The sequence below is a fragment of the Methylobacterium sp. Leaf104 genome (assembly GCF_001422885.1).
Lineage (GTDB): Bacteria > Pseudomonadota > Alphaproteobacteria > Rhizobiales > Beijerinckiaceae > Methylobacterium.
In genome coordinates, this window is record NZ_LMMZ01000012.1 from 324,692 (window position 1) to 348,952 (window position 24,261).

The following is a 24,261-nucleotide window of genomic DNA, read 5'->3' on the forward strand; positions in this document are numbered from 1 at the left end:
CGGCGGGGGCGTCACGCGGCGTTCGTGCCGGCATGGGCGGCGTCCCACTCGCGCAGGGCGCGCGCATCGCGCGGCGTCACGTCGGGATAGTCCGGGTCGCTGCCGACCGCGGGCGTCACCCGCCAGGAGCGGGCGCATTTGCGGCCCTCGGCGAGGGCCGGCACCACGGCGACGCCGCGCACGTCGTCGAGGCGGAAGGCCTCGGCCGGCCCCTCGCCGTCCACGATGCGGATGGCGGAGGTGATGCAGATATCGGCGAAGTCGACGCCCTCGACCACGGCGCGCAATTCGGCATCCGCGACGTACACGGTGGGCGCCGCCTCGAGGCTGGCGCCGATGCGCTTGGCCGTGCGCTCGATCTCCAGGGCCCCGGTGACGACGCGGCGGACCCGGCGGATGGTCTGCCAGCGGGTGGCGAGGGCGTCGTCCCGCCAGGCGGCCGGCGTCTCCGGCAGCGTCTGGAGATGGACGGAACCGGTCTCCGACGGGTAGCGATCGAGCCAGGCCTCCTCGGCCGTGAAGGCGAGCACGGGCGCGAGCCAGATCGTGACCCGGCGGAAGGTCTCGTCGATCACCTGGAGCGCGGCACGGCGCACCGGCGACGAGGCCGGGTCGCAGTAGAGCACGTCCTTGCGCACGTCGAAGTAGAAGGCCGAGAGGTCGCCGGTCATGAAGCCGTTGAGGAGCGCCACCACCCGCTTGGTGTCGAAGGTGGCGTAGGCCTCGCGGATCTCGCCGTCGAGCTCGGACAGCCGGTGCCGGATCAGGCGCTCCAGTTCGGGCAGCTCCGCGTGGGGGATCTCGCTACCGGGCTCGAAATGCGCCAGCGATCCGAGCATCCAGCGGATCGAGTTGCGCAGCTTCCGATAGGTTTCGGCGAAGGTCTTGATGATCTCCGGACCGATGCGCAGGTCGTCGGCATAGTCGGAGGCCGCCACCCACAGGCGCAGGATGTCGGCGCCCGAATCCTTGATGACGTTCTGCGGCGCGACGACGTTGCCCTTCGACTTCGACATCTTCAGTCCCTTGGGGTCGAGGACGAACCCGTGGGTCAGGACGATGTCGTAGGGGGCACGGCCGCGGGTCCCGGCGGATTCGAGCAGGGACGACTGGAACCAGCCGCGATGCTGGTCCGACCCCTCCAGGTACATCACCGTGTCGGCGCCGCCGTCGCGGCGGCGCCTGACGCCGGACAGGCCGGGGAACTGCTCCGGATCGTCCAGCACGAAGGCGTGGGTCGAGCCGGAATCGAACCAGACGTCGAGGACGTCCGTGACCTTCTCGTACGCGGCCGGATCGTAGTCGGGGGCGAGGAACCGGGCGCCGTCGGCATCGGTGAACCAGGCATCCGCGCCCTCCGCGCGGAAGGCCGCCGCGATGCGCGCGTTCACCGCCTCGTCGCGCAGGACCTCGTGGGTGCCGCGCTTGACGAAGACCGTGATCGGCACCCCCCAGGCGCGCTGGCGCGAGACCACCCAATCGGGCCGGTTGGCGACCATGCCGTTGATGCGGTTCCTGCCCTGGGGCGGGACCCACTGCGTCTCCTCGATCGCTTTCAGCGCCACGTCGCGCAGGGTCTTCTCGCCGAGGGACTCGACCGGCCTGTCGAGGGCGATGAACCATTGCGGGGTGTTGCGGAAGATGACCGGCTTCTTCGAGCGCCAGGAATGCGGGTAGCTGTGCTTGAGCGTGCCGCGCGCCACCAGGGTGCCGGCTTCCGTGAGGGCGGCGATGACCGCCTTGTTGGCGTCGCCCTTCTCGCCCTTGTGGTTAAGAACGAGTTTTCCCGTGAAACCGGGGGCCTCTTCGGTCAGCGCGCCGTCCGCATCCACGGTGTAGGGAATGCGGGTCTCGATGCCGCGCTGGGCGAGGGCGCGTCCATTGGCCATCCAGACCTCGAAATCCTCGCGGCCATGGCTCGGAGCCGTATGGACGAAGCCGGTGCCGGCCTCGTCGGTAACGTGCTCGCCATCGAGGAGGGGAACGGCGAAGTCGTAGCCGGACAGGTGGCCGGCGAGGGGATGGCTCAGGGTCAGGCCGGCGAGTTCGGCCGGCGCGACCTCGCGCAGACGCTCGAAGGCCTCGACCCGGGCGCTCGCGAAGACCGAAGCGGCCAGGGCGTCGGCGAGGACGTAGCGGTCACCGACCTTGGCCCAGTTGTCCTCGGCCGCCGCCACGACGCGATAGAGGCCGTAGGTGACCTTGCGCGAATAGGCCACCGCCCGGTTGGCGGGTATCGTCCAGGGCGTCGTGGTCCAGATGACGACCCGTGCCGCCGCGAGATCTTCCGTCGCCCCTTCGGTGATCCGGAAGGCGGCGAAGATCGCGTCGCTGACGACGTCCTCGTACTCGACTTCGGCCTCGGCCAGGGCGGTCTTCTCCACCACCGACCACATCACCGGCTTTGAGCCGCGATAGAGCTGGCCCGTCATCGCGAAGGTCATGAGCTCGCGGGCGATCGCGGCCTCGGCCGGGAACGACATGGTGACGTAGGGATGGTCCCAGTCGCCGGTCACGCCGAGGCGCTTGAACTCGCCGCGCTGCACGTCGAGCCAATGGGCCGCGAAGGTCCGGCACTCCTGGCGGAACTCGATGACCGGCACGTCGTCCTTGTTGCGGCCCTTGGCGCGGTACTGCTCCTCGATCTTCCACTCGATGGGCAGGCCGTGGCAGTCCCAGCCCGGCACGTAGTTGGCGTCGTAGCCGAGCGTGCCCTGCGCGCGGACGATCACGTCCTTCAGGATCTTGTTGAGCGCCGTGCCGATGTGGATGTTGCCGTTGGCGTAGGGCGGACCGTCGTGCAGCACGAATTTCGGCCGCCCGGCGGCCTGCGCGCGGATCTGCCCATAAAGGTCGGTGGCGGCCCAGCGCTCCAGCAGCAGGGGCTCGCGCACCGGCAGGCCGGCCCGCATCGGGAACTCGGTCTGGGGCAGGAACAGGGTCTTCGAATAGTCGCGGGCGGGGGCCGCGGCGGGGGAGGTCTGGTCGCTCATGGGATGTCTGTGGGGTCTTCGGCGCAGGTCGTCATTGAGGCGGTCGGTGGGCAGGACTGCCCCCGGGGCCGGCGGAACGGAGGCGAGTCGTCGCCCTCCCGGCCTTCGCATCGGTCCGCCGCGGCGGCCCTCAGGCGCAGGCCGGGCTCATAATTCGAGGCCGGGACGCGCTCGGCACGCCGAACCGCCCGCGCGGATCACCATCAACGCACATGCGCCGGCTTCTAGCAGCGGCGCAGGCGCGAGACCAGCGAGCTTTCCGCCTTCCGCGCGCCGCGCATTTTCCTCGGGACCTTTTTCAAGCTCGGCCGTTGTCCCGCACGCGTTCGGGTGCCGTCCGGCGGTCCGCCGGGAACCACGCCGATAGGGGTGACCGAGACGCGGCGTCATTGGGAGATACGATCATGAGAAAAACTCTGCTCGCCGCCAGCCTCGTCCTGTCCGCCTTCGCCCTGTCGGGCGCGGCCGAAGCGCAGGGCCTTCCGGGCGGCATCCGCCGTGGTGCGGCCGAGGGTGACCGGGTCGCCGGTCCGGTGGGCGGCATCGTCGGCGGCGCGGTCGGCGGCGCGGTGGGAACCGTGAACGGGGCGCTCGGCATCGATCCGGGCCGTCGCGCCTACCGCACCCGCATGAAGTCCCGCCGCCACTCCCATCACCGCCGTCACCGCTGAGGGGATGCGGGATCCTGCGTGGCGGGCCGTGCGTCCGGCCGGCGCCGCGCACGGGGGGTGGATTCCTGGGTCAGGAGGTAGAGCCCGGACCCGATGACGATGGACGCGCCGATCAGCGTCCATCGGTTCGGCACGTCGCCGAAGATCAGGTAGCCCAGCATCACCGACCAGAGCAGCTGGGTATAGATGAACGGCGCCAGCACGTTGGCGGGTGCCCGGGCATGCGCGAGCACCAGCAGCCAGTGTCCCAGAGTGCCGAACAGGCCGACCCCGACCAGCAGCGCCCAGGTGCTCCACGCCGTCGGCGTCGTCCAGATCCAGGGCAGGAGCGGGCTCATCACCGCGAGCCCGGCGAGCCCCGAGTAGAACACCGTCGTGGCCGTCGAATCGACGCTCGCGAGCTTGCGCGTGGTCAGCACGTAGAACGCGTAGCACAGCATGTTGCCGATGCTGAGGAGCACCGCGGGCTGGAATGCGTCGACGCCGGGCCGCACGATGACCAGCACGCCGAGGAAGCCGACCGCCACCGCCACGAGGCGCCGCGGCGACGACCATTCGCCCAGCAGCGGACCCGCGAGCAGCGCCACCATCAGGGGCGTCGCGAACTGGATCGACAGGGTCTCGGCGAGCTGGAGCTTGCGCAGGGCCAGGAAGTTGAGGGCCGTCGAGCCGAACAGCAGCAGCGAGCGCAGGACCTGAAGCGTGAGCCGGTTCGTCCGCGCCACCCCGGGGGTTCGGATCGGATTGAGGACCATCAGCACCAGGGTGACGTTGACGGCGTAGCGCATGAAGGTCGAGAGCAGCGGATCGACGCCGCGGCCGGCCAGAGTCTTGGCCGAGGCGTCGAGGCAGGCGAAGAACGCCAGCGTGCCGCACATCAGCGCGATGCCGGCCAGGCGCCGGTTCTTCGACGCGGCGCCCCCTGTTTCTGACTCCAACGACCCGATCCCGATCCAGGGCGGCATTCCGCCCGGTTTGAACTGAAGAGGGGCAAGCTTTAGAGCAGGGCCGCGGCGGCGCACACCCGCGTCGGGCTCGGGTCCGCCCTGGTCCGGAAGCATCGACCCTCGCTTTCGCGTGCCGGCGCGAACCTCCGGTTGCGAGCGCACGGGGAAATCGCCCCACCTGCACGCTTTCTTATCGATGTCCGGTTCATCGTCGCCGGAATGTCGCTGGCGGAGGGCCATCCATGGCAAAGGCCATACCGTTGCTTGCCACCTTCGGGCTGATCTGCCTGATGGTTCTACCCGCGCCGGGGATCCTGGGCCTGCTGATCGGCCTCGGCTGCGCGATCGTCATCGTGCTCTGTGCGGCGATCTGGCTGTTCGACCGGGCCGCCACACGCCTGGCCTTTCTCCTGGAGCGGAGTGGCGCACGTTTGTTTACGCGCCGGCAGGCCGTGCACGCGGGTTCCGGCATGATGCGCAAGGCGAAGGTGCCGAAAGCCAAGGCGTCTTAAGGCCGAGACGCCCCCGCGCTCTCGCCTGCCACCCGATCGAGCGTCGCCGCCCCGGCGACGGGCCGCGCTACAGGGCGCCCGGCAGCGCCAGGGTGTCCGGCTCGTCCTCGTCCATCTCGGAATCGCCCTCGACCTCGTGGCCGGTGACACCCGAGACCTCGGCGAGGTTGCGCGCCGCCTTGCGCAGCAGCTTGCGCAGCCGGCGCTTCTCCTTGCCGTCGAAGCCGTCGAGGAGTTCGGCCTCGACATCGTCCCACAGCCGCTCGATGGCCGCGGCCTTGGCGAGGCCCGTCTCGGTGAGGCGCACCCGTACGATCCGGCCGTCGCCGGCCTCGGCGCGGCGCTCGACGAACCCGAGGGCAGCGAGGCGCGAGATGGTCTTCGAGGCGGTCGGCGGACGCACCCGCAGGGTCGCGGCGAGGTCGCCCATCGTCATGGTTCCGGCCGCAGCCAGCGCCTGCACCACCTGTTCCTGCCCGGCGAAGAGGTCGAGGGCGGCCAGGCGATCACCGACGCGGGAACGATGCAGACGGGCAGCCTGGACCAGGGCCCAGCCGACGCTCTTCGAGCCCGGAGGCCGCAGGCGCTTGTCGGACTTGCTCATGCTCCGCTCGCTATCCCTGTCATCGCTCGTCTCGGGGAGCGAGGCCATCGCCGCGCGGGCCGAGCCCTCGCCGGGTTCGGCCATCCCGCGCTCGTCAGCCGCCCGCATCGCTCATCCTCTCCGACATGATAACCCGCGGGTGGTTGGCCCGCGCCGGTCCATCCCGGCGCATCCACCGGCATCCGTGACCGTTCCCCGCGATGGGGGCATGACCGGGCCGTATGAAGCTGCGATGACAGTGCCCCTGGATCGGGGCCGTCCGGGTGGGAAAAGTCGGCTAAAGGGTCCGTTCGGGCGCCTGCCTGGACGAAACCCGACCCCTCGATTAAGCGTTGCGGACCGCCGCCGACGCTCCCCGGGATCTGCGAAGACCTCTCGGGACCCGGAGATTCCTCAGGATTCGAAGACCCCGCAGGCCCCCATGAAGGCAGTCATCCTCGCAGGCGGTCTCGGCACGCGCCTCTCCGAGGAGACGGTGACCCGCCCCAAGCCCATGCTGGAGATCGGCGGCCGGCCGATCCTCTGGCACATCATGCAGATCTTCGCCGCCCACGGGGTGCGCGAGTTCGTGATCTGCCTCGGCTACAAGGGCTACGTCATCAAGGAGTTCTTCCTGAACTACCGGCTGCACCTGTCCGACGTGACCGTCGACATCGGGCGCGGCCACGTGGACTTCCACCGCAGCACCGCCGAGGACTGGCGCGTCTCGCTGATCGAGACCGGCGAGACCACGATGACGGGCGGGCGCCTGAAGCGGGTGCGCGACTATCTCGGCGACGACGACTTCTTCATGACCTACGGCGACGGCGTGGCCGACGTGGACCTCACGGCCCTGGCGGCCTTCCACCGGGCGCACGGCAAGCTCGCCACCCTCACGGCGGTGACGCCGCCGGGCCGCTTCGGGGCGCTGGAGCTGGAGGACGGCACCGTGCGGCGCTTCCGCGAGAAGCCCGCCGGGGACGGGGCGACCATCAACGGCGGCTTCTTCGTGCTCTCGCCGCGCGTGCTCGACCGGATCGCGGGCGACGCCACGGTCTGGGAGGCCGAGCCCCTGGAGGGCCTCGCCGCCGACGGGCAGCTCGCGGCCTACGTCCATGCGGGCTTCTGGCAGGCCATGGACACCCTGCGGGACAAGAACCACCTCGAAGCCCTGTGGGCCGGGGACGCGCCGCCCTGGAAGTGCTGGTAGTCTGGCGCACCACCGGAGATCGTTTCAGAGCGTGCAGCCCTCGCCCTTCCCCCTGCCGCGCACGCGCGACCCGAATCCCGATCCCGCCTTCTGGGCCGGGCGGCGGGTGCTCGTCACCGGCCATACCGGCTTCAAGGGCGGCTGGCTCTGCCTGTGGCTGGAGCGCCTGGGCGCGCGGGTGAGCGGGCTGGCACTGCCCCCCGACGCCACGCCGAGCCTGTTCGAAGCGGCCGGCATCGGTGCCGACCTCGATTCGCACCTCGGCGACATCCGCGACGCGGCGGCGGTGCGCGCGTGCCTCGCCGCCGCGGAGCCCGAGATCGTCATCCACATGGCGGCCCAGGCCCTGGTGCGCGCCTCCTACCGCGATCCGCTGGCCACCTACGCCACCAACGTGATGGGCACGGCCCACGTGCTGGATGCGGTGCGGGCGACCGCCTCCGTCCGGGCCGTCGTGGTGGTGACGAGCGACAAGGCCTACGCGAACCGCGAATGGCCCTGGGGCTACCGCGAGCAGGAGGCCCTCGGCGGGCACGACCCCTACAGCAGCTCGAAGGCCTGCGCCGAGCTGGTGGCGGCGGCCTATCGCGACGCGTTCCTCGCCGAGCGCGATTGCCGGGTCGCCACCGCCCGGGCGGGCAACGTCATCGGCGGCGGCGACTGGTCGGAGGACCGGCTCGTGCCCGACATCGTCCGCGCCTTCGCGCGGGGCGAATCCGTGGAGATCCGCGCGCCCCACGCCACGCGGCCCTGGCAGCACGTGCTCGAGCCCTTGAGCGGCTATCTCCGCCTCGCCGAATGCCTGTCCGGGGAGGCGGGAGCCCGCTACGCCGAGGCCTGGAACTTCGGCCCCGCCGACGAGGATTGCCGGCCGGTGGCCCACCTCGTCGACGCGCTCGCCCAGGCCTGGGGGTCGGATGCCCTCTGGCACCTGTCGGAGGCGATCCATCCGCACGAGGCGACCTTCCTCAAGGTCGATTCGGCCAAGGCCCGCGCCCATCTCGGCTGGGACCGGCGCCTGCGCCTCGACGCGGCGCTCGCCTGGACCGCGGCCTGGCACCGGGCGCAGGCCGGCGGCGGCTCGGCCCGCGACCTGACCCTGGCGCAGATCGGCGCCTACGAGGCTCTCGGAGCGTGACCGGCGTGAGCGCACATCGTCCCTGCCGCGCCTGTGGCGCGCCTCTCGACCGGAGCCTGATCGACCTCGGGCTGTCGCCGCTCGCCAACGCCTACGTGCCGGCGGACCGGGCCAACCGCGGCGAGACCTTCCACCCGCTCCACGCCTATGTCTGCGACGCTTGCTTCCTGGTGCAGCTCGAAGCCTTCGAGACGCCGGAGGCGATCTTCTCGGACTACGCCTACTTCTCGGGCTTCTCGGCGGGCTGGCTCGCCCACGCGGAGGCCTATGTCGCCGCCATGCAGGCGCGCTTCGGCCTCGGGGCCGGGAGCAAGGTCGTGGAGGTGGCGAGCAACGACGGCTACCTGCTGCAATACGTCGTCGCGCGGGGCATCCCGGCCCTCGGGGTGGAACCCGCCGCCAACGTGGCGGCGGCGGCCCGCGCGCGGGGCGTGCCGACCGAGGTCGCGTTCTTCGGAGCCGAGACCGCCGGGCGCCTTCGCGCCGCGGGTCACGCGGCCGACCTGATGGCGGCCAACAACGTGCTCGCCCACGTGCCCGACCTCCACGACTTCGTGGCCGGCTTCGCCATCCTCCTGAAGCCCGAGGGTGTCGCGACCTTCGAGTTCCCGCATCTCCTGCGCATGATCGAGCAGCGTCAGTTCGACACGATCTACCACGAGCACTTCTCGTACCTCTCCCTCGGGGTGGTGATCGGCGTCCTGGGCCGGCACGGCCTGCGCGTGTTCGACGTCGAGGAATGGCCGACCCATGGCGGCTCGCTGCGCGTCTTCGCCTGTCGCGAGGGTGCCGCCCACGCCCCGACGGAGGCCCTGGAGCGCGTGGTGCGGACCGAGCGGGCGGCCCGCCTGTTCGAGCCCGCCGGCTATGCGGGCTTCGGGCGGGCGGTGACCGACATCAAGTGCGCGGCGCTCCGCTTCCTCATCGCGGAGCGGGAGGCGGGCCGGACGGTCTGCGCCTACGGGGCGGCGGCCAAGGGCAACACCTTCCTCAATTATTGCGGCATCGGCCCCGAGCTGGTGCGGGCGGTGGCCGACCGCTCGCCGCACAAGCAGGGCATGCTGCTCCCCGGCAGCCGCATCCCAGTGGTCTCGCCGGAGGCGCTGCTCGGACTGCGGCCGGATTCCGTCCTGATCCTGCCCTGGAACCTGCGCGACGAGATCGCGGCCGAGATGGCCGCGATCCGTGCCTGGGACGGGCGCTTCGTCACCGCGATCCCGCATCTGGCCGTGTTCTGAACCGATGCGCTTCGAGGCCCTGCCGCTCGCCGGCGCGTACCGGATCGTCCCCGAACCCCATGCCGACGCGCGCGGCCTCTTCGCCCGCACCGCCTGCGCGGAGGATTTCGCCGCGCGCGGGCTGATCGGCGCCTTCGCGCAATCCAGCATCTCCTACAACGCCCGGCGCGGCACCGTGCGCGGGCTGCACTTCGCCGCCGAGCCCCACGGGGAGACCAAGCTGGTGCGCTGCACGGCCGGAGCGATCCACGACGTCGTCGTCGACCTGCGGCCGGATTCGGCCACCTATCTCCGGGCCTACGGGACCGAGCTCAGCGCCGCGAACCGTCACGCCCTCTACATCCCGGCCGGCTTCGGCCACGGCTTCCAGGCCCTCAGCGACGGCGCGGAAGTGCTCTACATGATCGACCGCCCCTACGTGGCCGGCAGCGCCCGGGGCCTGCGCTGGAACGATCCGAGCCTCGACCTCGTCTGGCCGGAGCCCGTCACGGTGATCGCCGAGCGCGACCTCGCCTATCCCGACTGGGTGCGATGAGCGGGCGCGTCCTCGTCACCGGTGCGGCCGGCTTCGTCGGGCGCCACGCCGTGCCGGCCCTGCGGGCGCGCGGTTTCGAGGTCCACGGCGTCGGGCGCGCGGCCTCGGCGGAGGCGCACTGGCACGCGGCCGACCTGCTGGTGCCCGAGGCCCGGCGCGCGCTGGTCGCAGAGATCCGCCCGAGCCATCTCCTCCACCTCGCCTGGGACGCGGAGCCCGGCCGCTACTGGACCTCGGCCCGCAACCTCGACTGGGTCGCGGCCACCCTCGACCTGGCACAGGCCTTCACGGCCGCCGGGGGCCGCCGCTTCGTCGGCGTCGGCAGCTGCGCCGAGTACGCCTGGGGCGCCCCCCGCTTCGACGAGGCGACGACCCCCTGCCGGCCCGCGACGCTCTACGGCGCCGCGAAGGACGGGACCCGGCGCATCCTGGCGGCTCATGCCGCCCAGCACGGCCTGAGCTTCGCCTGGGGTCGGCTGTTCTACCTCTACGGCCCCGGCGAGCGCCGCGGGCGGCTCGTATCGGATGCGGTCCACGCGCTGATGGCCGGCACCGCGTTCCCGACCTCGCACGGGCGCCAGTGCCGCGACTTCCTGCACGTCGCGGATGCCGCCGAGGCCTTGGCCGCCCTGGTGGCGGGCGACGCGAGCGGACCGGTGAACATCGGCTCGGGCACGGCGATTCCGGTGCGCGCGCTCCTCGAAGGGCTCGCCGCCCGGCTCGGCGGCGCCGAGCACCTGGATTTCGGCGCCCGGCCCCTGAGCGCGACGGAGCCGCCCATCATCGCGGCCGGGACCCGCATCCTGACGGAAGCCGTCGGTTTCCGGCCGCATTTCGATCTGCCGCGCGGCCTCGACGATACCGTCGCCTGGTGGCGCGCCCGGGGGAGCGCGCCAGGCTGAGGGGTCATGCCCTCAGCAGGGCAGCAGGCCCTTGAGCTGGGACAGGATGTCCTCGCCGGTGCAGGGCCGGGCGATGAACTTGGCGCCCTTCGGCATGCGCTCGGGATCGGGAGCGGCACGGCCCGAGACGATGACGATGGGCAGCTGCGGGCGGGCCTCGGACACCGCCGTCGCGAGTTCGAAGCCGTTGGTCTTGCCGGACAGTTCGACATCCGTGACCAGGCCGCAGATGTCGGGGCGAGACTGGATGATGCCGAGTGCCCGCTCGGCCGAGGCGCATTGCACGGTCTCGTAGCCGCCATTCTCGAGAACGTCGCCGAGGTCCATGATCGTCAGGGCCTCGTCCTCCACCAGCAGGATCACCGGCCGGTCGTCGTTCGCCTTCGCCTCATCCACCACGATGCACCCTCCAGCCTGTCTGGCCGCGGGCCCCACCCGGGACCGGACCCCTCGCGTGGAGCCGGAAGGCTCGCAGGACGCGATCGGGGATTCCGGAGATTCTGGACATGGGGCCAGCGCAACGTCATCCCAACGAGCGACGGGGGCGTGGGTTGCACCGGGCGCGGGGTCTCGCCGTCAGGCGGCGGTCTCCCGCACCACCGCGCGCATGGCGTCGAGGAGTTCGGCCAGATCCTGCGGTGCGATCGTCAGCGCGGGCGTCAGGTAGACGATGTCGCCGAAGGGCCGCACCCAGGTGCCGCGCGCGAGGAAGCGGCGCTTCAAGTCCGCGAGATCGGGAGCCTCGCGGAACTGCACCGCCCCGATCGCTCCGAGGACCCGGATGTCGGCCACGTGCGGCAGGCCCCGCAGGGGTTCGAGCCCGTCCGCGAGGGCCGCCGCGAGGGCGGCGGCCTGAGCGAGGCGCGGCTCGCGCGCGAACAGGTCGAGGCTGGCATCGGCCGCCGCGCAGGCGAGCGGATTCGCCATGAAGGTCGGTCCGTGCATGAGGGCGGCGGCCGGATCGTCGGAGAGGAAGCTCTCGAACACGGCCCGCGTGGCCACGGTGGCGGCCAGCGCCATCGTGCCGCCGGTGAGCGCCTTCGACAGGCAGAGGATGTCCGGCACGATGCCGGCCTGCTCGCAGGCGAACAGGGTCCCGGTGCGCCCGAAACCAGTGAAGATCTCGTCGGCGATGAGCGGCAATCCGTGATGTGCCGCCAGCCGCGCCACCGTCGCCAGCACCTCGGGGGGGTGCATCCGCATGCCACCGGCGCCCTGGACCAGGGGCTCCACGATCACCGCCGCCAGGCTCTCGCGCTCGGCCGCCAGGGTCGCGTCGAGGGCGGCGGCCTGCGCCGCCGTCCGGGGCAGATCGCAGAAGACCTGGGTCGGCAGGTAGGCGCCGAAGCGCCGGTGCATGCCCTCGTCGGGGTCGCAGACCGACATCGCCCCCAGGGTGTCGCCGTGATAGCCCTCCCGGAAGGCCAGGATGCGGGTGCGGCCGGCGACGCCCCGGTTGATCCACATCTGGACCGCCATCTTCAGGGCGACCTCGACCGCCACCGAGCCGGAATCCGTGAAGAAGACGTGATCGAGATCGCCCGGAAGCAGGGCCGCGAGGCGCGCGGCCAGGCGCTCCGCGGGGGCATGGGTGAATCCCCCGAACATCACGTGCGGCATCGCTTCGAGCTGCGCCGCCACGGCGGCGCGGATGTGGGGATGGTTGTAGCCGTGGGCCGCCGTCCACCACGAGGCGATGCCGTCGATCAGCTCGCGCCCGTCGGAGAGCACGATGCGCGACCCGTGCGTGCGCACGGCCTCCAGCGGCGGGGCCGCCCCCCGCATCTGTGTGTAGGGCCGCCAGAGATGTTGGATGTGCGGGCTGTCCATGACCCGCAGGGGATGGGCCGGCGCAGACCCCGGGTCAAGGCGGGGCGCGATGCTCCGCACGGGACCCGGGATCATTCGGCATGAAGTTTAGTTTGTGAAATATATTGATATCCTGACATATATAACAGCAGACTTAGATATATTCCAATATACGCGATGGCTATTGTTATGAAATCAAGACTATCCTACGGCAGATCGACCCCCGACCAGGAGCGATCATGTCCCGTCAGGCCCGACGTCATCACCGCATCTCGTCCTGCGTCCGGAAACCTGCGGGTCCGGCCGCATGGATCTCGCCATGGATCTCGACGCGGTGGATTTCGGCGGGATGGATCTCGGGTGCCGCGCTCCTGCTTCAGGCCGGGCCGACGGCCGCGCAGCAGCCCGATTTCTCGTCCGTCGCCCTTGATGAGATCCGGGTCGCGGGCGACGGCGGGGCGGTGATCGGCTACCAGCCCCGGCGCACGAGCTTCGGAGCGGGGTCCGACACGCCCCTCCTCGACACACCGGCCAACATCGCCATCGTGCCGAACGCCGTGCTGCGCGATCAGCGGGTGCTGAGCCTCGACGAGGCCCTGCGCAACGTCAGCAGCGTGGTGCAGACCAACAGCCTCGGCGGAACGCAGGAGGCCGTCATCCGGCGCGGCTTCGGCTTCTCCCGCGACAGCTCGATCCTGCGGGACGGGCGCCGCACGGTTCTGCAGCAGAACTTCAACCATGCCATCGAGCGGGTCGAGGTCCTGAAGGGTCCGGCCTCGCTCCTCTACGGCATCTCGGAGCCCGGCGGCCTGATCAACCTCGTCTCGAAACGTCCGGACTTCACGCCTCGCGGCTCCCTCGACCTGACCGGGACGAGCTTCGGCGGCGGTCTCGTCCAGGCCGACCTCACCGGCCCGATCCAGGACACCAACCTCGCCTACCGGGTCGTCGGCGACTTTCAGGACTATGCCTACTGGCGCAATTTCGGGCAGATCCGCCGGCAGGTCGTCGCCCCGTCGCTGACCTGGCGCGGCGACGACACCACCGTGACGGTGGGCTACGAGTTCACGCATTACAGTATCCCCTTCGACCGGGGCACCACCTTCGACCCGCGCACCGGGCGCGCCCTTCGCGTGCCCCGCGACCGCCGCTTCGACGAGCGCGTCAGCAAGGTGGACGCCGAGAGCCATCTCGCCACGATCGATGTCGACCACCGGTTCGACGCGGATTGGAGGCTTCACTTCGGCTACAGCTATTCGCGGCTCGGCTACGACGACAACCAGATCCGACCCGTCGCCTACAATTCCGACACGCGCCTCCTGACGCGCCGGGCGGACGCGACGCGCGGCGGGGATTTCGAGGCCCACGTGGCCCGCCTCGACCTGACGGGGCGCTTCGAGACCTTCGGCCTGCGCAACGATCTCCTCGCCGGGGCGATGGTCGAGCGGATCGACTATTATCGGAAGACCAGCGTGCGGGGACCGAACGTCGGCGGGTTCGACCCGTTCGACCCCGTCTACGGCCTGATGGGCGCCTCCGACCGGGTCTCGCTGGCGGCCAGCAACAACCGCGACCGACTCAGCAACACCAGCCTCTATCTTCAGGATTCGCTCCACCTCACCGACCGGCTCATCCTGGTGGGCGGGATCAGCGCTCAGATCTACGACCAGCTCGCCTATGCGGGCCGCCCCGCCGTGATCTCGACCGCCATCGACGGCGTGAAGCCGGTGCCGCGGGCCGGGCTCGTCTACAAGCTCGCGCCCAATCTCTCGCTCTATGGAAGCTACACGCAGTCCTTTCGCCCCAACGTCACCGACCTCGATGTGACCGGGGCGCTGCTGCCGGAAGAGGGGACGGCCTACGAGGTGGGGGTCAAGGCGGAGGTCGCCGACGGCCTCCTGATCACCGGCGCGATGTTCGATGCCGAGAAGAGCAACGTTCTGATCACCCAGGTGATCGACGGCACCCGCTTCGGCTCGACCGCGGGCAAGGTGCGCTCGCGTGGCTTCGAACTCGATTTCGCGGGGCAGATCCTGCCCGACTGGGCCGTGATCGGCAGCTACGGCTTCACCCAGGCGGTCGTCACCGAGGATCCGGTGCTCGCCGGCAAGCAGCTCCAGAACACGCCGCGCGTCACGGCCTCGCTGTTCCTCACCCATCAGCTCGGCGCCGTCGCCGACGCGACGGCGTTCGGCTCGACCCTCCTCGGCCCTGGCTTCCTGGAGGCCGGGTTCGGCAGCCGCTACGTCGGGGTCCGCCCCGGAGACGCGGCCAACAGCTTCACCATGCCGGACTACGTGGTCTGCGACGCGTTCCTGTCTTACCGGACCCAGGTGAACGGCCTGCCGACCACCCTGCAGCTCAACCTGAAGAACCTGTTCGACGAGACCTATTATCCCTCCGCCGGCGCCAGCAACCTGCTGGTGGCGGTGGGCGAGCCCTTCCAGGCCCTGGTCACCGCCCGCGTCGCCTGGTGAGCGGGTGCGCCGAAGCCGGGCGGGATGCCGGGTCACCTCGGATTCTGATACCGGGACGAACCGGCCGGGCTGATCTTGCTTTCACTGCACGAGATCCAAGAATCATTCCAGAGCTCAACTTCTCTTCTGTTTTTGAATGTTTCTAATCTTGGTATCCACAATGGAAATTCCGCGGGGGAGCCGGTAGAGGTACCGGCTTCTCCGCACGGACCCGTCATGCCTTCCGCTCCCCGCCCGTTCGCCGCCACGCGGCGGCCCCTGCCGACCGGCCTTCTCCTGCTCCTCGCCACCGGGACCGCCGTGCAGGCCCAGGGCGCTTCGGACCAGGCGGCGTCGCCGTCCGCCGTCACCCTCGAGGAACTCAGCGTGGCCGGTCTGGGCAACGGACTCGCCACCGTCGGCTACCAGCCCAGGCGCTCGACCTTCGGGGCGGGCGCCGACACCGCGATCCTCGACACGCCGGCCAACATCGCCGTGGTCTCCGCCGGGGTGCTGCGCGACCAGCGCGTGATCTCGCTCGACGAAGCCCTGCGCAACGTCAGCGGCATCGCCCAGACCAACAGCGTCGGCGGCACGCAGGAGGCGGTGGTGCGGCGCGGCTTCGGCACCTTCCGCGACGACTCGATCCTGCGGGACGGGCGCCGCACCGTCCTGCAGCAGAACTTCAGCTACGCCATCGAGCGCGTGGAGGTGCTCAAGGGCCCGGCCTCGCTCCTCTACGGCATCACCGACCCGGGCGGCCTGATCAACCTCGTCTCGAAGCGGCCCGAGTTCACCGCGCACGGCTCGCTCAACCTCACGGGGACGAGTTTCGACGGCGGCCTCGTGCAGGGCGACCTCACCGGACCGATCGCGGGCACCAACCTCGCCTACCGGATGGTGGCCGACATCCAGAGCTACGCCTACTGGCGCAATTTCGGCCATCTCAGCCGGCAGGTCGTGGCCCCCTCGCTGACCTGGCAGGGCGACGACACCACCGTGACGGTGGGCTACGAGTTCGGCCATTACCGCGTGCCCTACGATCGCGGCACGATCTTCGATCCCCGCACCGGGCGCGCCTTGCGGGTGGCGCGCGACCGCCGCTTCGACGAACGTTCGAGCGAGCACGCGGCCACCAGCCATCTCGCCACCCTCGACGTCGACCACCGCTTCGACAACGCCTGGAAGCTCCATTTCGGCTACACCTACTCCCATCTCGGCTACGACGAGGACCAGATCCGGCCGGTCACCTACTTCCCGGCCACCGGCCTCCTCACCCGCCGGGCCGACGGCACCCGCAACGCGGACTTCAACGCCCACGTCGCCCGCCTCGACCTGACCGGCAGCTTCGACGCCTTCGGCCTGCGCAACGACCTCCTGGCCGGGGTGACCTACGAGAACATCGACTACGGCCGGCCCGACATCATCCGGGGTCCGAACCGGGCGGGGTTCAACCCGTTCCGGCCGGTCTACGGCAGCCTCGCGGCGGTGTCGGTGATCTCGCCCGCCGACAGCAACCTGCGCGAACGCTTAGTGAATACCAGCCTCTATCTGCAGGACTCGCTCCACCTCACCGACCAGTGGATCCTGGTGGCCGGGGTCAGCGCGCAGATCTTCGACCAGTTCGGCGCCAAGGGGACGCCGGCGGTGGCCTATACCGACATCGACGGGGTGCGGGTCCTGCCGCGGGTCGGCCTCGTCTACAAGCTCGCTCCCAACCTTTCGCTCTACGGCAGCTACGCGCAATCCTTCAAACCCAACACGTCGCTGGCCAACATCGTCGGCGCCCTCCCGCCCGAGGAGGGTGCGGCCTTCGAGGTCGGCGTGAAGGCGGACGTCGCCGCCGGACTCACGGTGACGGGCGCGATGTTCGACATCGACAAGGCGAACGTGCTGGTGACGCAGGTCAACGGCCAGGGCCTCACCGTGGCGACCACCGCCGGCAAGGTGCGCTCGCGCGGGTTCGAGCTCGACGTCGCCGGCCAGATCCTGCCCGACTGGGCGGTGATCGCCAGCTACGGTTTCACCCAGGCGGAAGTCACCCAGGACCCGGTGCTGGCGGGCAAGCAACTCCTCAACACCCCGCGGGTCACCGCCTCGGCCTTTCTCACGCACCAGTTCGGCGCGATCGCCGAGGCGACCGAGTTCGGCGCGACGCGCCTCGGCGCGGGATTCCTGGAAGCGGGCTTCGGCGCACGCTATGTCGGCGCCCGACCGGGGGACGCCGCCAACAGCTTCTCCCTGCCCGAATACGTCGTCTGCGACGCGTTCCTCGCCTACAACACCCAGGTGAACGGCTTGCCGACCACGCTCCAGCTCAATCTCAAGAACCTGTTCGACCGCACCTATTATCCCTCCTCGGGCGGCAGCAACCTGCTGGTGGCGGTGGGCGAGCCCTTCCAGGCCCTGGTGACCGCACGGGTGGCGTGGTGAGGCACCTGCGCGCCGTCCTGTTCCAGCTGCACTGGCTGCTGGGGCTCGGGGCCGGGTTGATCCTGGCCGTGGCGGGCGTCACCGGCGCCCTCCTGAGCTACGAGGACGCCATCGGCGAAGCCTTCGACGCGGACCTGATCCGGGTCGCCCCCCGGGCGGAGGATCCGCTCACGCCGGATGCCCTCCTGGCCCGCTTCCATGCCCAGCGTCCCGACACGGTGGCGAACCTCACGCTCTCGGCCGAGCCCGGCACCGCCGCGATGGTGCGGCTCGGGCGCGATCCCGCCACCGGCCAGCGGCCGCCCTCCCTCTACCTCGACCCGTATGACGGCACCGTACGGGGCGCAGCGCGGATGGAGGAGACCTTCGTTACCATCCGGCGCCTGCACCGATGGCTGCTCCTGCCCGGCGACGGCAAGGGCTGGGGCCGGACCCTGACCGGCGCGAGCGTCATCGCGCTCCTCGTGCTGCTCTGCACCGGTCTCTACCTGCGCTGGCCGAAGGTGATGTCCCTGCGGATCTGGCTGAAGCCCCATCTCCGGCAATGGGGCCGGCCGACCTACTGGTCGCTGCATTCGGTGGCCGGAACCTGGGTGCTGCCGGTCTACCTCGTCATTGCCCTGAGCGGGCTGTGGTGGTCCTTCGACGGCTATCGCGAGGTCGTCACCGCCCTCCTCACCCGCGGCGAGACCATCACCCGGATGGCGGACGGCAAACCGCCGGCAGAGAAGACGAACGGGCTGGCCGCCGGTCGGAGGGACGCCGCGGCGAAGGGAGAGGTTGCAGGTGGGGGCCGTCGAACGGATGAGGGGCTGGGCAGCGCAGGGGCGCCGTCGCTCGACGCCGCCTGGTCGGCCTTCCGCACGGCGGATGACGGACACTTCACCCGTGCCACCCTGCTCCTGCCCGCGGGCCTCACCGGGCCGGTGCGCATCCGCTCCGAGAATCGGAACGGATGGCGCGACGACACACGGATCGAGGCATCCAGCGGGCGCATCCTCGTGCGCGAGATCGGAGGGGAGCGCCCGCTCGGCGTCCGCATCGCCGCCAACATGCTCGACGTGCACAGCGGGCGCATCTTCGGCCTCCTCGGGCCGCCGATCTTCCTCGTCGCGGCCCTGCTGATGCCGCTCTTCCTGGTGACGGGACTTCTGCTCTACATCGGGCGCCGCGCGGCGAAGGCACGGCGGCGCGTGCAAGCGGGGACGGGCCGCACCGCGAGCTCCGCACTCAGCCCGCGCGCTTGACCCCCCGACCGGTTTTCGACAGGTTCCGCCGCCACAGCTCCCGACCCCGACCGCTGCAACTCCTGAGATCCGATGTCGTCTGGCGACGAATCCACCGTTCCGCCCGCCGCATCCGCGCCCGAGCGACGCTTCACGATCTGCCGCGAGGACGAGCCGGTGCCGCCCGCGATCGCCGGCCCCATCGCGGCGATCGGCAATTTCGACGGGGTGCATCTCGGCCACCGCGCCCTGATCGCCGCCGTCCGCGAGACTGCCCGGGCGGCCGCCCGCCCGGCGGTCGCCCTCACCTTCGAGCCGCATCCGCGCGCCTATTTCGCGCCACATCTCCCCATGTTCCGCCTCACAGACGCGGACGCCAAGGAGATCGTCTTCGCCCATCTCGGCCTCGACGGGCTGATCGTGCGCCGCTTCGACGCGAGCTTGGCGGGGACCAGTGCGCGCGAGTTCGTCGAGAGATTGCTGGTGCGCGACCTCGGGGTGGCCGGGGTCGTCATCGGCCACGACTTCCATTTCGGACGAGGCCGCGAGGGTACGCCTGCCTTGCTCGCCGACCTCTGTGCGCAGGCGGGCCTGAGCTGCCGCATCATTCCGCCCGTGGGCCTGAGCGCGGGGGCGGAGCCGGTCTCGTCGAGCGCGATCCGGGCGGCCCTGGCCGAGGGCGTGGTGGCCCGGGCCAATGCCCTCCTGGGCTACCGCTGGTTCGTCTCCGGCAAGGTCCGCCACGGCGACAAGCGCGGGCGCACCCTCGGCTATCCCACCGCCAACGTGGCGCTGACCGCCTGCAATCTCGCCCACGGCATCTATGCGGTCCGCGTGCGCCTGCCCGACGGCCGGGTGACGGACGGGGTCGCCAGCTACGGCCGGCGCCCGACCTTCGATGACGGCGCTCCGCTCCTGGAGGTCAACCTGTTCGACTTCTCCGGCGATCTCTATGGCCGGACGATCGCGGTGGAGTTCCTGGGCTACATCCGTGGCGAGGTCCGCTTCGACGGAGCGGAGGCCCTGATCGCCCAGATGCATCGCGACGCGGCGGAGGCCCGCCGGATCATCGCCGAGGACGTGGTGCCCTCGATGTTCGACGCCTGATCCGATGGTGGTCCGATCACCGGGACCGCCCGGATCCGGCCTGCGGCGCGTTCAGTCCGCGTCGTCCTCGGTCTCGGGTGTGCGATTGGGCCAGGTCACGATCCGGTCGAGGAGTTCGTCGGCTGTGAACTCCTCCTCGTTGCCCGACACACGGCCCCGCACGGAGATGCCGGCCTCGTGCACGCTGGCGGCGCGGCCGGAGACGAGGGGATGCCAGTCGTAGAGGTCGCGGCCCTCGCGGATCAGGCGATAGGCGCAGGTCGGCGGCAGCCACGGGATCGTACGGACAGCTTCCGGCGTCAGGCGCACGCAGTCGGGCACCCGCTTCTGGCGCCGGGCATAGTCCCGGCAGCGGCAGCCATGGCCGTCGAGGAGGGTGCAGCCGACATCGGTGTGGTAGACTTCCGCCGTGTCCTCGTCCTCGAGCTTGAGGAGGCAGCAGCGGCCGCAGCCGTCGCACAGGCTCTCCCACTCAGCCGGCGACATCGCCTCCAGGCTCTTGGTCCGCCAGAACGGCTCCGAGGCCGGAGCGGAGCTCTTGGACGGTGCGGTTTCTGGAAAGGCCCGCGGCGTTGGGGAACGCGCGGCCGAGCGGTCCCGCATGGGGAACACCTTGGGCTGGGAGCGGCGAGAATCCGGGTGATCCGCCCCTGTGCCGCAACGCGGAGCCCGGAGCAAGCGTTGCCGGCGCAGGGCATGACGCCACGCGCGGGGTCGGACTTCCCACGCCACTGGCCCGCCCCATTCCGGCATCAAGGCTAAGAACAGGTTATGGCCTGCGGCGGCGGGACGCTTGCCCTTGTCGAGCGTTCCCGTCAACGAAGCCTCGCGGCGGGTCGCAGGTGTTGGTAGGATCGCGCGGATCGGCGTCGTGCCGGATCAGGGTGCGGAAGGACTGGAACTCAGGTGCGCCTGCCCAAAGCGAAGTCCCTCACGACACGGATCAAGCGCGCCGCCCTTGCCTTCGATGCCTGGGTGAACGCCAGCCTGTACGATGGCAGCCGCTCGGCCGGCGAGACCTACGAGCGCTTCCAGGAGCGCATGAACGTCTTCGCGGTTCGGGGCTGGAAGCGGTTCGCCCTCGACCTGACCAGCGAGGGGGTGACTCTCGGTACCGGCGGCGCCGTGCTGATGCTGGCTCTGGCGCAGCCCGCCTTCAACCTCACCAGCGACAACTGGCTGAAGGCCCAGGACCTCGCCGTGACCTTCCTCGACCGCTACGGCACGGAGGTCGGACGGCGGGGCATCAAGCACGACGACTCGCTGAAGCTCGACGACTTCCCCGACATCATGATCAAGGCCCTGGTCTCGACGGAAGACCGGCGCTTCTACGAGCACTGGGGCATCGATCCCATCGGCACCGCCCGCGCCCTGGTGTCGAATTCGCGCGGCGGCGGCAACACCCAGGGCGGCTCGTCGATCACGCAGCAGCTCGCCAAGAACCTGTTCCTCACCAACGAGCGCTCCCTCGAGCGCAAGGTCAACGAGGCCTTCCTGGCGCTCTGGCTGGAGAGCCACCTCTCCAAGAACGAGATCCTGAAGCTCTACCTCGACCGGGCCTACATGGGCGGCGGCACCTTCGGCGCCGTGGCGGCGGCGGACTATTATTTCGGCAAGCCGCTCAAGGACATCACCCTGGCCGAGGCGGCGATGCTCGCCGGCCTGTTCAAGGCGCCGACGAAGTACGCGCCCCACGTGAACCTGCCGGCGGCGCGCGCCCGCGCGGCCGACGTGCTGCACAACATGGTCGAGGCCGGCTTCCTCACGGAAGGTCAGATCCAGACCGCCCTGCGCAATCCGGCGACGCCGGTGACCCGGACGCGCGACATCACGGCTGACTACTACCTCGATTGGGCGTTCGGCGAGATCAAGCAGATGGCCGATGCCGGCCGCTTCCGCAACGACCGCGTCCTCACCGTGAAGACGCCCCTCGACCTGACCATTCAGCGTCGGGCAGACGAGGCGGTGCAGAACACCCTGCGCCGCTTCGGCGACCAGTACGAGGTCGACGAGGCCGCCATGGTGATCCTCGATCCCGACGGCGCCCTGCGAGCGATGGTCGGCGGCGCCGATTACGGCGAGAGCCAGTTCAACCGCGCCACCGATGCGCTCCGCCAGCCCGGCTCGTCCTTCAAGCCCTACGTCTACGCCGCCGGTCTAGCCGCAGGCCTCTACCGCCCGGATACCCGCGTCGTCGACCGGCCCGTCTGCATCGGCAACTGGTGCCCGCAGAACTACGGACGCTCGTTCTCGGGCGCTACGACGCTCACGGTCGCGGTGGCGAAATCCATCAACACCATTCCGATCCAGGTCTCGATCGCCTTGGGCAAAGCGATGGGCATCTCCCACGAAGCGCGGGCGGCGGCCGCTGGACGCAAGAAGATCATCGAGACCGCCCACGCCATGGGCATCACCACGCAGTTGACCGACTCCGTCTCCCTGCCCATCGGTTCGGCGGAGGTGAACGTGATTGATCAGGCCGCTGGCTACGCCGTGTTCGCCAATGGCGGGCGCAGAGCCAAGCCCTACGCGGCCATGGAGGTGCGCAACTCGTCCGGCGATCTGATCTACCGCCACGCCGACGAGCAGGTGCAGCAGGTCCTCTCCACCCAGGTGGTCGCCGACATGAATTACATGCTGACCAAGGTGGTGGAGGAGGGTACGGGCAAGCGCGCGGCGCTGGAGGGCATCAAGGTCGCCGGCAAGTCCGGCACCACGAACGCCTATCGCGACGCCTGGTTCGTCGGCTACACGGGCAATTACGTCGGTGCCGTCTGGTTCGGCAACGACGACCACACATCCACCAACAAGATGACCGGCGGCTCGCTCCCCGCCATGACCTGGCACGACGTGATGGAAGTCGCTCATCAGGGCATCGAGCTGAAGCCGATGCCCGGTCTGAAGGATCCGGGGCGCGCGGTGGCACAGTCGAGCCAGAGCGCGGCGCCGGTCAACGCGGCGGCGAGTGCGGCCGGCAAGCTCTCCCGGCGCTCCTTCGAGGTCATCGGCAGCATGAACGGGCTGTTCCGCCAAGTGGAGAAAACCTCCGCCAAGGCGCCCGAGAAGACCTCGGCCCTCGAGCCGATGCACGCGCCCGGCGCGGTGGCCGAGGGGGTCCGCGCCGTCGGCGGCCGCATGGGCACACCGTAAGCGGCGATCATGCGCATGACATTGGCCGAGACGGTCGTCGCGCGGTTGCGCCCGGACCAGACCCGAACGCCCTCCTCTGCAACCACGAGCCCGGGGGGCGATGCCAAGGCAGGCGAGCGCACGATGCACGTGCTGCGGCAGGGAGTGCACCGGGCCTCGATCCTGTCCCTGGTGCTCTATGCCCTCGCCCTCGGCGCGGGGATCGGCCTTGTCACCGCCGATTATGCTACGCGCGGCGGCTATCCCTTCGGCGGCGTCAGGGTCGGGGCTTGGACAGCGTGGCCGAAAGTCGGCTCGGTGGGCGCCGACCCCTACAGCCGGGCGGTCAATGCCCGGCGGGGCGAAATCCCTCTCGCGGTCGGCGAGGGCATGCTTCTCACAGCGGAGCAGGACGAGTCCGGCCGCGGGCTCGACGCCACCTGCACCTACCGGGTGGCGGGGGTGACACCGCCGGCCCGCGCCTGGACCGTGACGGTGGCCGGGCGCGGCCCGCGCGATTCGGAGGCCGCGCCGATGCGTGAGGGCTTCACCGCCACCGAGATCCTGCGCGAGACCGACGGGCAGTTCGTGATCACCCTGTCGCCCGAGGTGCAGGCAGGCAATTGGCTGCCGATGCCGCGCGCCAAGGGGGCCGTGCGCCTGGCCCTGCGCCTCTACGACACGCCCGTGGCGGCCAGCGCGGGAAACCTCGACCGCACCTCGGTGCCGGCCATCACCCGTACCGGATGCACCCCATGACGCCGCGGGGACGCTTTCTCGTCGCCACCCTGTCGGGGCTGGTGCTGGCTGGCCTGGTGCACGTGGCCACGGTGCTGCTCATCCCGGGTCTGGCGCAGTCCGACGCCTTGTCGCGGGCGCGCTCCGGAGAGAGCCTCGACCACCCCTTGGCAGTCAACACGGTGGCCACCGGCGACACCGCTCCGCCGATCGAGGCTTGGCTTCCGATTCCCGATCCTGCGGTGGCGGTCGGGCTCTGCGCCTACAATCTCGGCGAGGGACCCATGCGCGTCTCGGCGCGCACCGGCACACTGATGCTGTCGCTCGCGGTGCACGGGCCGCGCGGCGCCTTCTACGCGGTGACCGATCAAGCGGCAGTCCGCGGCGCCCTAGACCTCGTGGTGCTCACACGGGCACAATATGACGAGGCGCTCGCCAATGCCGACGAGGACGAGGTCAGCCACGACGTCCGCATCGTCGCCGGTGAGGTCCGCGGATTCGTGGTCGTGCGTGTGATCGCGGCCCTGCCGAGCCAGCGCGCAGCGGCCGATGCAGCGGTGCAGGCGGTCTCTTGCACCGTCGACAGCCCCAGTGATGACAGGACCGGCGGCTGACGCCGCCACTCGTCGTCGAC

20 protein-coding genes are annotated in these 24,261 nt (G+C 70.5%); 14 read left to right on the top strand and 6 right to left on the bottom strand.

All coding sequences use genetic code 11. The features are described 5' to 3' along the window. Window positions 1-11: 11 nt before the first annotated feature. Window positions 12-2,993 (bottom strand): isoleucine--tRNA ligase, encoded by a 2,982-nt coding sequence (ileS, locus tag ASF49_RS10960; protein WP_056472125.1) that lies wholly within the window; start codon window positions 2,991-2,993, stop codon window positions 12-14. A 404-nt stretch (window positions 2,994-3,397) separates the two neighbouring features. Between ileS and ASF49_RS10965 the strand changes: the two genes are divergently transcribed. Further along, on the top strand, window positions 3,398-3,664 hold the full coding sequence (locus ASF49_RS10965) for a hypothetical protein (protein WP_056472129.1): 267 nt from the start codon (window positions 3,398-3,400) through the stop codon (window positions 3,662-3,664). On the opposite strand, the gene ASF49_RS10970 is transcribed toward ASF49_RS10965, so the two are convergent. Continuing rightward, window positions 3,655-4,602, bottom strand: coding sequence for a DMT family transporter (locus ASF49_RS10970; protein ID WP_442919038.1), 948 nt, complete (start codon window positions 4,600-4,602; stop codon window positions 3,655-3,657). The two genes, ASF49_RS10965 and ASF49_RS10970, sit on opposite strands and share 10 nt — an antisense overlap. A 251-nt stretch (window positions 4,603-4,853) precedes the next feature. Here ASF49_RS10970 and ASF49_RS10975 point away from each other — a divergent pair, with 251 nt between their 5' ends. Next, window positions 4,854-5,123 carry a hypothetical protein gene (locus ASF49_RS10975; protein WP_056472134.1) on the top strand — a complete coding sequence of 90 codons (270 nt, stop codon included), beginning with the start codon at window positions 4,854-4,856 and terminating at the stop codon, window positions 5,121-5,123. A gap of 67 nt (window positions 5,124-5,190) precedes the next feature. On the opposite strand, the gene ASF49_RS10980 is transcribed toward ASF49_RS10975, so the two are convergent. Next, entirely contained in the window at window positions 5,191-5,811 is a 621-nt protein-coding gene (locus tag ASF49_RS10980) for a MarR family winged helix-turn-helix transcriptional regulator (protein WP_431739898.1), read from the bottom strand. A 337-nt stretch (window positions 5,812-6,148) separates the two neighbouring features. Between ASF49_RS10980 and rfbF the strand changes: the two genes are divergently transcribed. Genes rfbF through ASF49_RS11005 form a run of 5 tightly spaced genes read left to right on the top strand, consistent with a single transcriptional unit; the run spans window position 6,149 to window position 10,729 of the window. Beyond that, window positions 6,149-6,916, top strand: a complete 768-nt coding sequence (gene rfbF / locus ASF49_RS10985) for a glucose-1-phosphate cytidylyltransferase (protein ID WP_055946355.1) — start codon at window positions 6,149-6,151, stop codon at window positions 6,914-6,916. A 31-nt stretch (window positions 6,917-6,947) separates the two neighbouring features. Further along, window positions 6,948-8,054 carry a CDP-glucose 4,6-dehydratase gene (gene rfbG / locus ASF49_RS10990; protein ID WP_243214522.1) on the top strand — a complete coding sequence of 369 codons (1,107 nt, stop codon included), beginning with the start codon at window positions 6,948-6,950 and terminating at the stop codon, window positions 8,052-8,054. 5 nt (window positions 8,055-8,059) lie between these two features. After that, a complete protein-coding gene (locus ASF49_RS10995; RefSeq protein WP_056472730.1) occupies window positions 8,060-9,292 on the top strand; it encodes a class I SAM-dependent methyltransferase in 1,233 nt (410 codons plus the stop codon). A 4-nt stretch (window positions 9,293-9,296) separates the two neighbouring features. Next, a complete protein-coding gene (locus ASF49_RS11000) occupies window positions 9,297-9,827 on the top strand; it encodes a dTDP-4-dehydrorhamnose 3,5-epimerase family protein (protein WP_056472137.1) in 531 nt (176 codons plus the stop codon). Beyond that, window positions 9,824-10,729, top strand: coding sequence for an NAD-dependent epimerase/dehydratase family protein (locus tag ASF49_RS11005; RefSeq protein WP_056472140.1), 906 nt, complete (start codon window positions 9,824-9,826; stop codon window positions 10,727-10,729). The genes ASF49_RS11000 and ASF49_RS11005 overlap by 4 nt, the downstream gene beginning before the upstream one ends. Before the next feature lie 12 nt (window positions 10,730-10,741). On the opposite strand, the gene ASF49_RS11010 is transcribed toward ASF49_RS11005, so the two are convergent. Further along, window positions 10,742-11,128, bottom strand: coding sequence for a response regulator (locus ASF49_RS11010; RefSeq protein WP_243214521.1), 387 nt, complete (start codon window positions 11,126-11,128; stop codon window positions 10,742-10,744). A gap of 177 nt (window positions 11,129-11,305) precedes the next feature. Next, window positions 11,306-12,559, bottom strand: coding sequence for an adenosylmethionine--8-amino-7-oxononanoate transaminase (locus ASF49_RS11015; protein WP_056472735.1), 1,254 nt, complete (start codon window positions 12,557-12,559; stop codon window positions 11,306-11,308). A gap of 218 nt (window positions 12,560-12,777) precedes the next feature. On the opposite strand from ASF49_RS11015, the gene ASF49_RS11020 reads away from it, so the two are divergent. From ASF49_RS11020 to ASF49_RS11035, 4 genes are all read left to right on the top strand, one after another. Beyond that, window positions 12,778-15,015: a TonB-dependent siderophore receptor gene (locus ASF49_RS11020; protein WP_082511131.1), complete on the top strand. Its 2,238-nt coding sequence runs from the start codon at window positions 12,778-12,780 to the stop codon at window positions 15,013-15,015. Window positions 15,016-15,231: 216 nt separating this feature from the next. Further along, a complete protein-coding gene (locus ASF49_RS11025; RefSeq protein WP_056472143.1) occupies window positions 15,232-17,427 on the top strand; it encodes a TonB-dependent siderophore receptor in 2,196 nt (731 codons plus the stop codon). Beyond that, window positions 17,424-18,674: a PepSY-associated TM helix domain-containing protein gene (locus ASF49_RS11030; protein ID WP_243214520.1), complete on the top strand. Its 1,251-nt coding sequence runs from the start codon at window positions 17,424-17,426 to the stop codon at window positions 18,672-18,674. Before ASF49_RS11025 ends, ASF49_RS11030 begins: the two co-directional genes overlap by 4 nt. Before the next feature lie 72 nt (window positions 18,675-18,746). Continuing rightward, the gene (locus ASF49_RS11035; RefSeq protein ID WP_056472151.1) at window positions 18,747-19,760 is read left to right on the top strand and encodes a bifunctional riboflavin kinase/FAD synthetase; all 1,014 of its coding nucleotides are present in this window, start codon (window positions 18,747-18,749) and stop codon (window positions 19,758-19,760) included. Between the two features lie 51 nt (window positions 19,761-19,811). Here ASF49_RS11035 and ASF49_RS11040 read toward each other — a convergent pair whose 3' ends face one another. Further along, a complete protein-coding gene (locus tag ASF49_RS11040; protein ID WP_082511132.1) occupies window positions 19,812-20,363 on the bottom strand; it encodes a YcgN family cysteine cluster protein in 552 nt (183 codons plus the stop codon). Window positions 20,364-20,666: 303 nt separating this feature from the next. Here ASF49_RS11040 and ASF49_RS11045 point away from each other — a divergent pair, with 303 nt between their 5' ends. The 3 genes from ASF49_RS11045 to ASF49_RS11055 are packed head-to-tail and all read left to right on the top strand — an operon-like array spanning window position 20,667 to window position 24,241. Continuing rightward, a complete protein-coding gene (locus ASF49_RS11045) occupies window positions 20,667-22,910 on the top strand; it encodes a transglycosylase domain-containing protein (protein WP_056472159.1) in 2,244 nt (747 codons plus the stop codon). 15 nt (window positions 22,911-22,925) lie between these two features. Beyond that, a complete protein-coding gene (locus ASF49_RS11050; protein WP_082511133.1) occupies window positions 22,926-23,648 on the top strand; it encodes a DUF1214 domain-containing protein in 723 nt (240 codons plus the stop codon). Then, window positions 23,645-24,241 carry a DUF1254 domain-containing protein gene (locus tag ASF49_RS11055; protein WP_056472163.1) on the top strand — a complete coding sequence of 199 codons (597 nt, stop codon included), beginning with the start codon at window positions 23,645-23,647 and terminating at the stop codon, window positions 24,239-24,241. Before ASF49_RS11050 ends, ASF49_RS11055 begins: the two co-directional genes overlap by 4 nt. Window positions 24,242-24,261: the final 20 nt, after the last annotated feature.

Excerpts from the sequence above, each read along its gene's own strand:
- ileS (WP_056472125.1), bottom strand. The coding sequence starts at position 2,993 with ATGAGCGACCAGACCTCCCCCGCCGCGGCCCCCGCCCGCGACTATTCG.
- ASF49_RS10965 (WP_056472129.1), top strand. The coding sequence starts at position 3,398 with ATGAGAAAAACTCTGCTCGCCGCCAGCCTCGTCCTGTCCGCCTTCGCC.
- ASF49_RS10975 (WP_056472134.1), top strand. The coding sequence starts at position 4,854 with ATGGCAAAGGCCATACCGTTGCTTGCCACCTTCGGGCTGATCTGCCTG.
- ASF49_RS10980 (WP_431739898.1), bottom strand. The coding sequence starts at position 5,811 with ATGGCCGAACCCGGCGAGGGCTCGGCCCGCGCGGCGATGGCCTCGCTC.
- rfbF (WP_055946355.1), top strand. The coding sequence starts at position 6,149 with ATGAAGGCAGTCATCCTCGCAGGCGGTCTCGGCACGCGCCTCTCCGAG.
- ASF49_RS11000 (WP_056472137.1), top strand. The coding sequence starts at position 9,297 with ATGCGCTTCGAGGCCCTGCCGCTCGCCGGCGCGTACCGGATCGTCCCC.
- ASF49_RS11005 (WP_056472140.1), top strand. The coding sequence starts at position 9,824 with ATGAGCGGGCGCGTCCTCGTCACCGGTGCGGCCGGCTTCGTCGGGCGC.
- ASF49_RS11015 (WP_056472735.1), bottom strand. The coding sequence starts at position 12,559 with ATGGACAGCCCGCACATCCAACATCTCTGGCGGCCCTACACACAGATG.
- ASF49_RS11020 (WP_082511131.1), top strand. The coding sequence starts at position 12,778 with ATGTCCCGTCAGGCCCGACGTCATCACCGCATCTCGTCCTGCGTCCGG.
- ASF49_RS11025 (WP_056472143.1), top strand. The coding sequence starts at position 15,232 with ATGCCTTCCGCTCCCCGCCCGTTCGCCGCCACGCGGCGGCCCCTGCCG.
- ASF49_RS11035 (WP_056472151.1), top strand. The coding sequence starts at position 18,747 with ATGTCGTCTGGCGACGAATCCACCGTTCCGCCCGCCGCATCCGCGCCC.
- ASF49_RS11040 (WP_082511132.1), bottom strand. The coding sequence starts at position 20,363 with ATGCGGGACCGCTCGGCCGCGCGTTCCCCAACGCCGCGGGCCTTTCCA.
- ASF49_RS11050 (WP_082511133.1), top strand. The coding sequence starts at position 22,926 with ATGACATTGGCCGAGACGGTCGTCGCGCGGTTGCGCCCGGACCAGACC.
- ASF49_RS11055 (WP_056472163.1), top strand. The coding sequence starts at position 23,645 with ATGACGCCGCGGGGACGCTTTCTCGTCGCCACCCTGTCGGGGCTGGTG.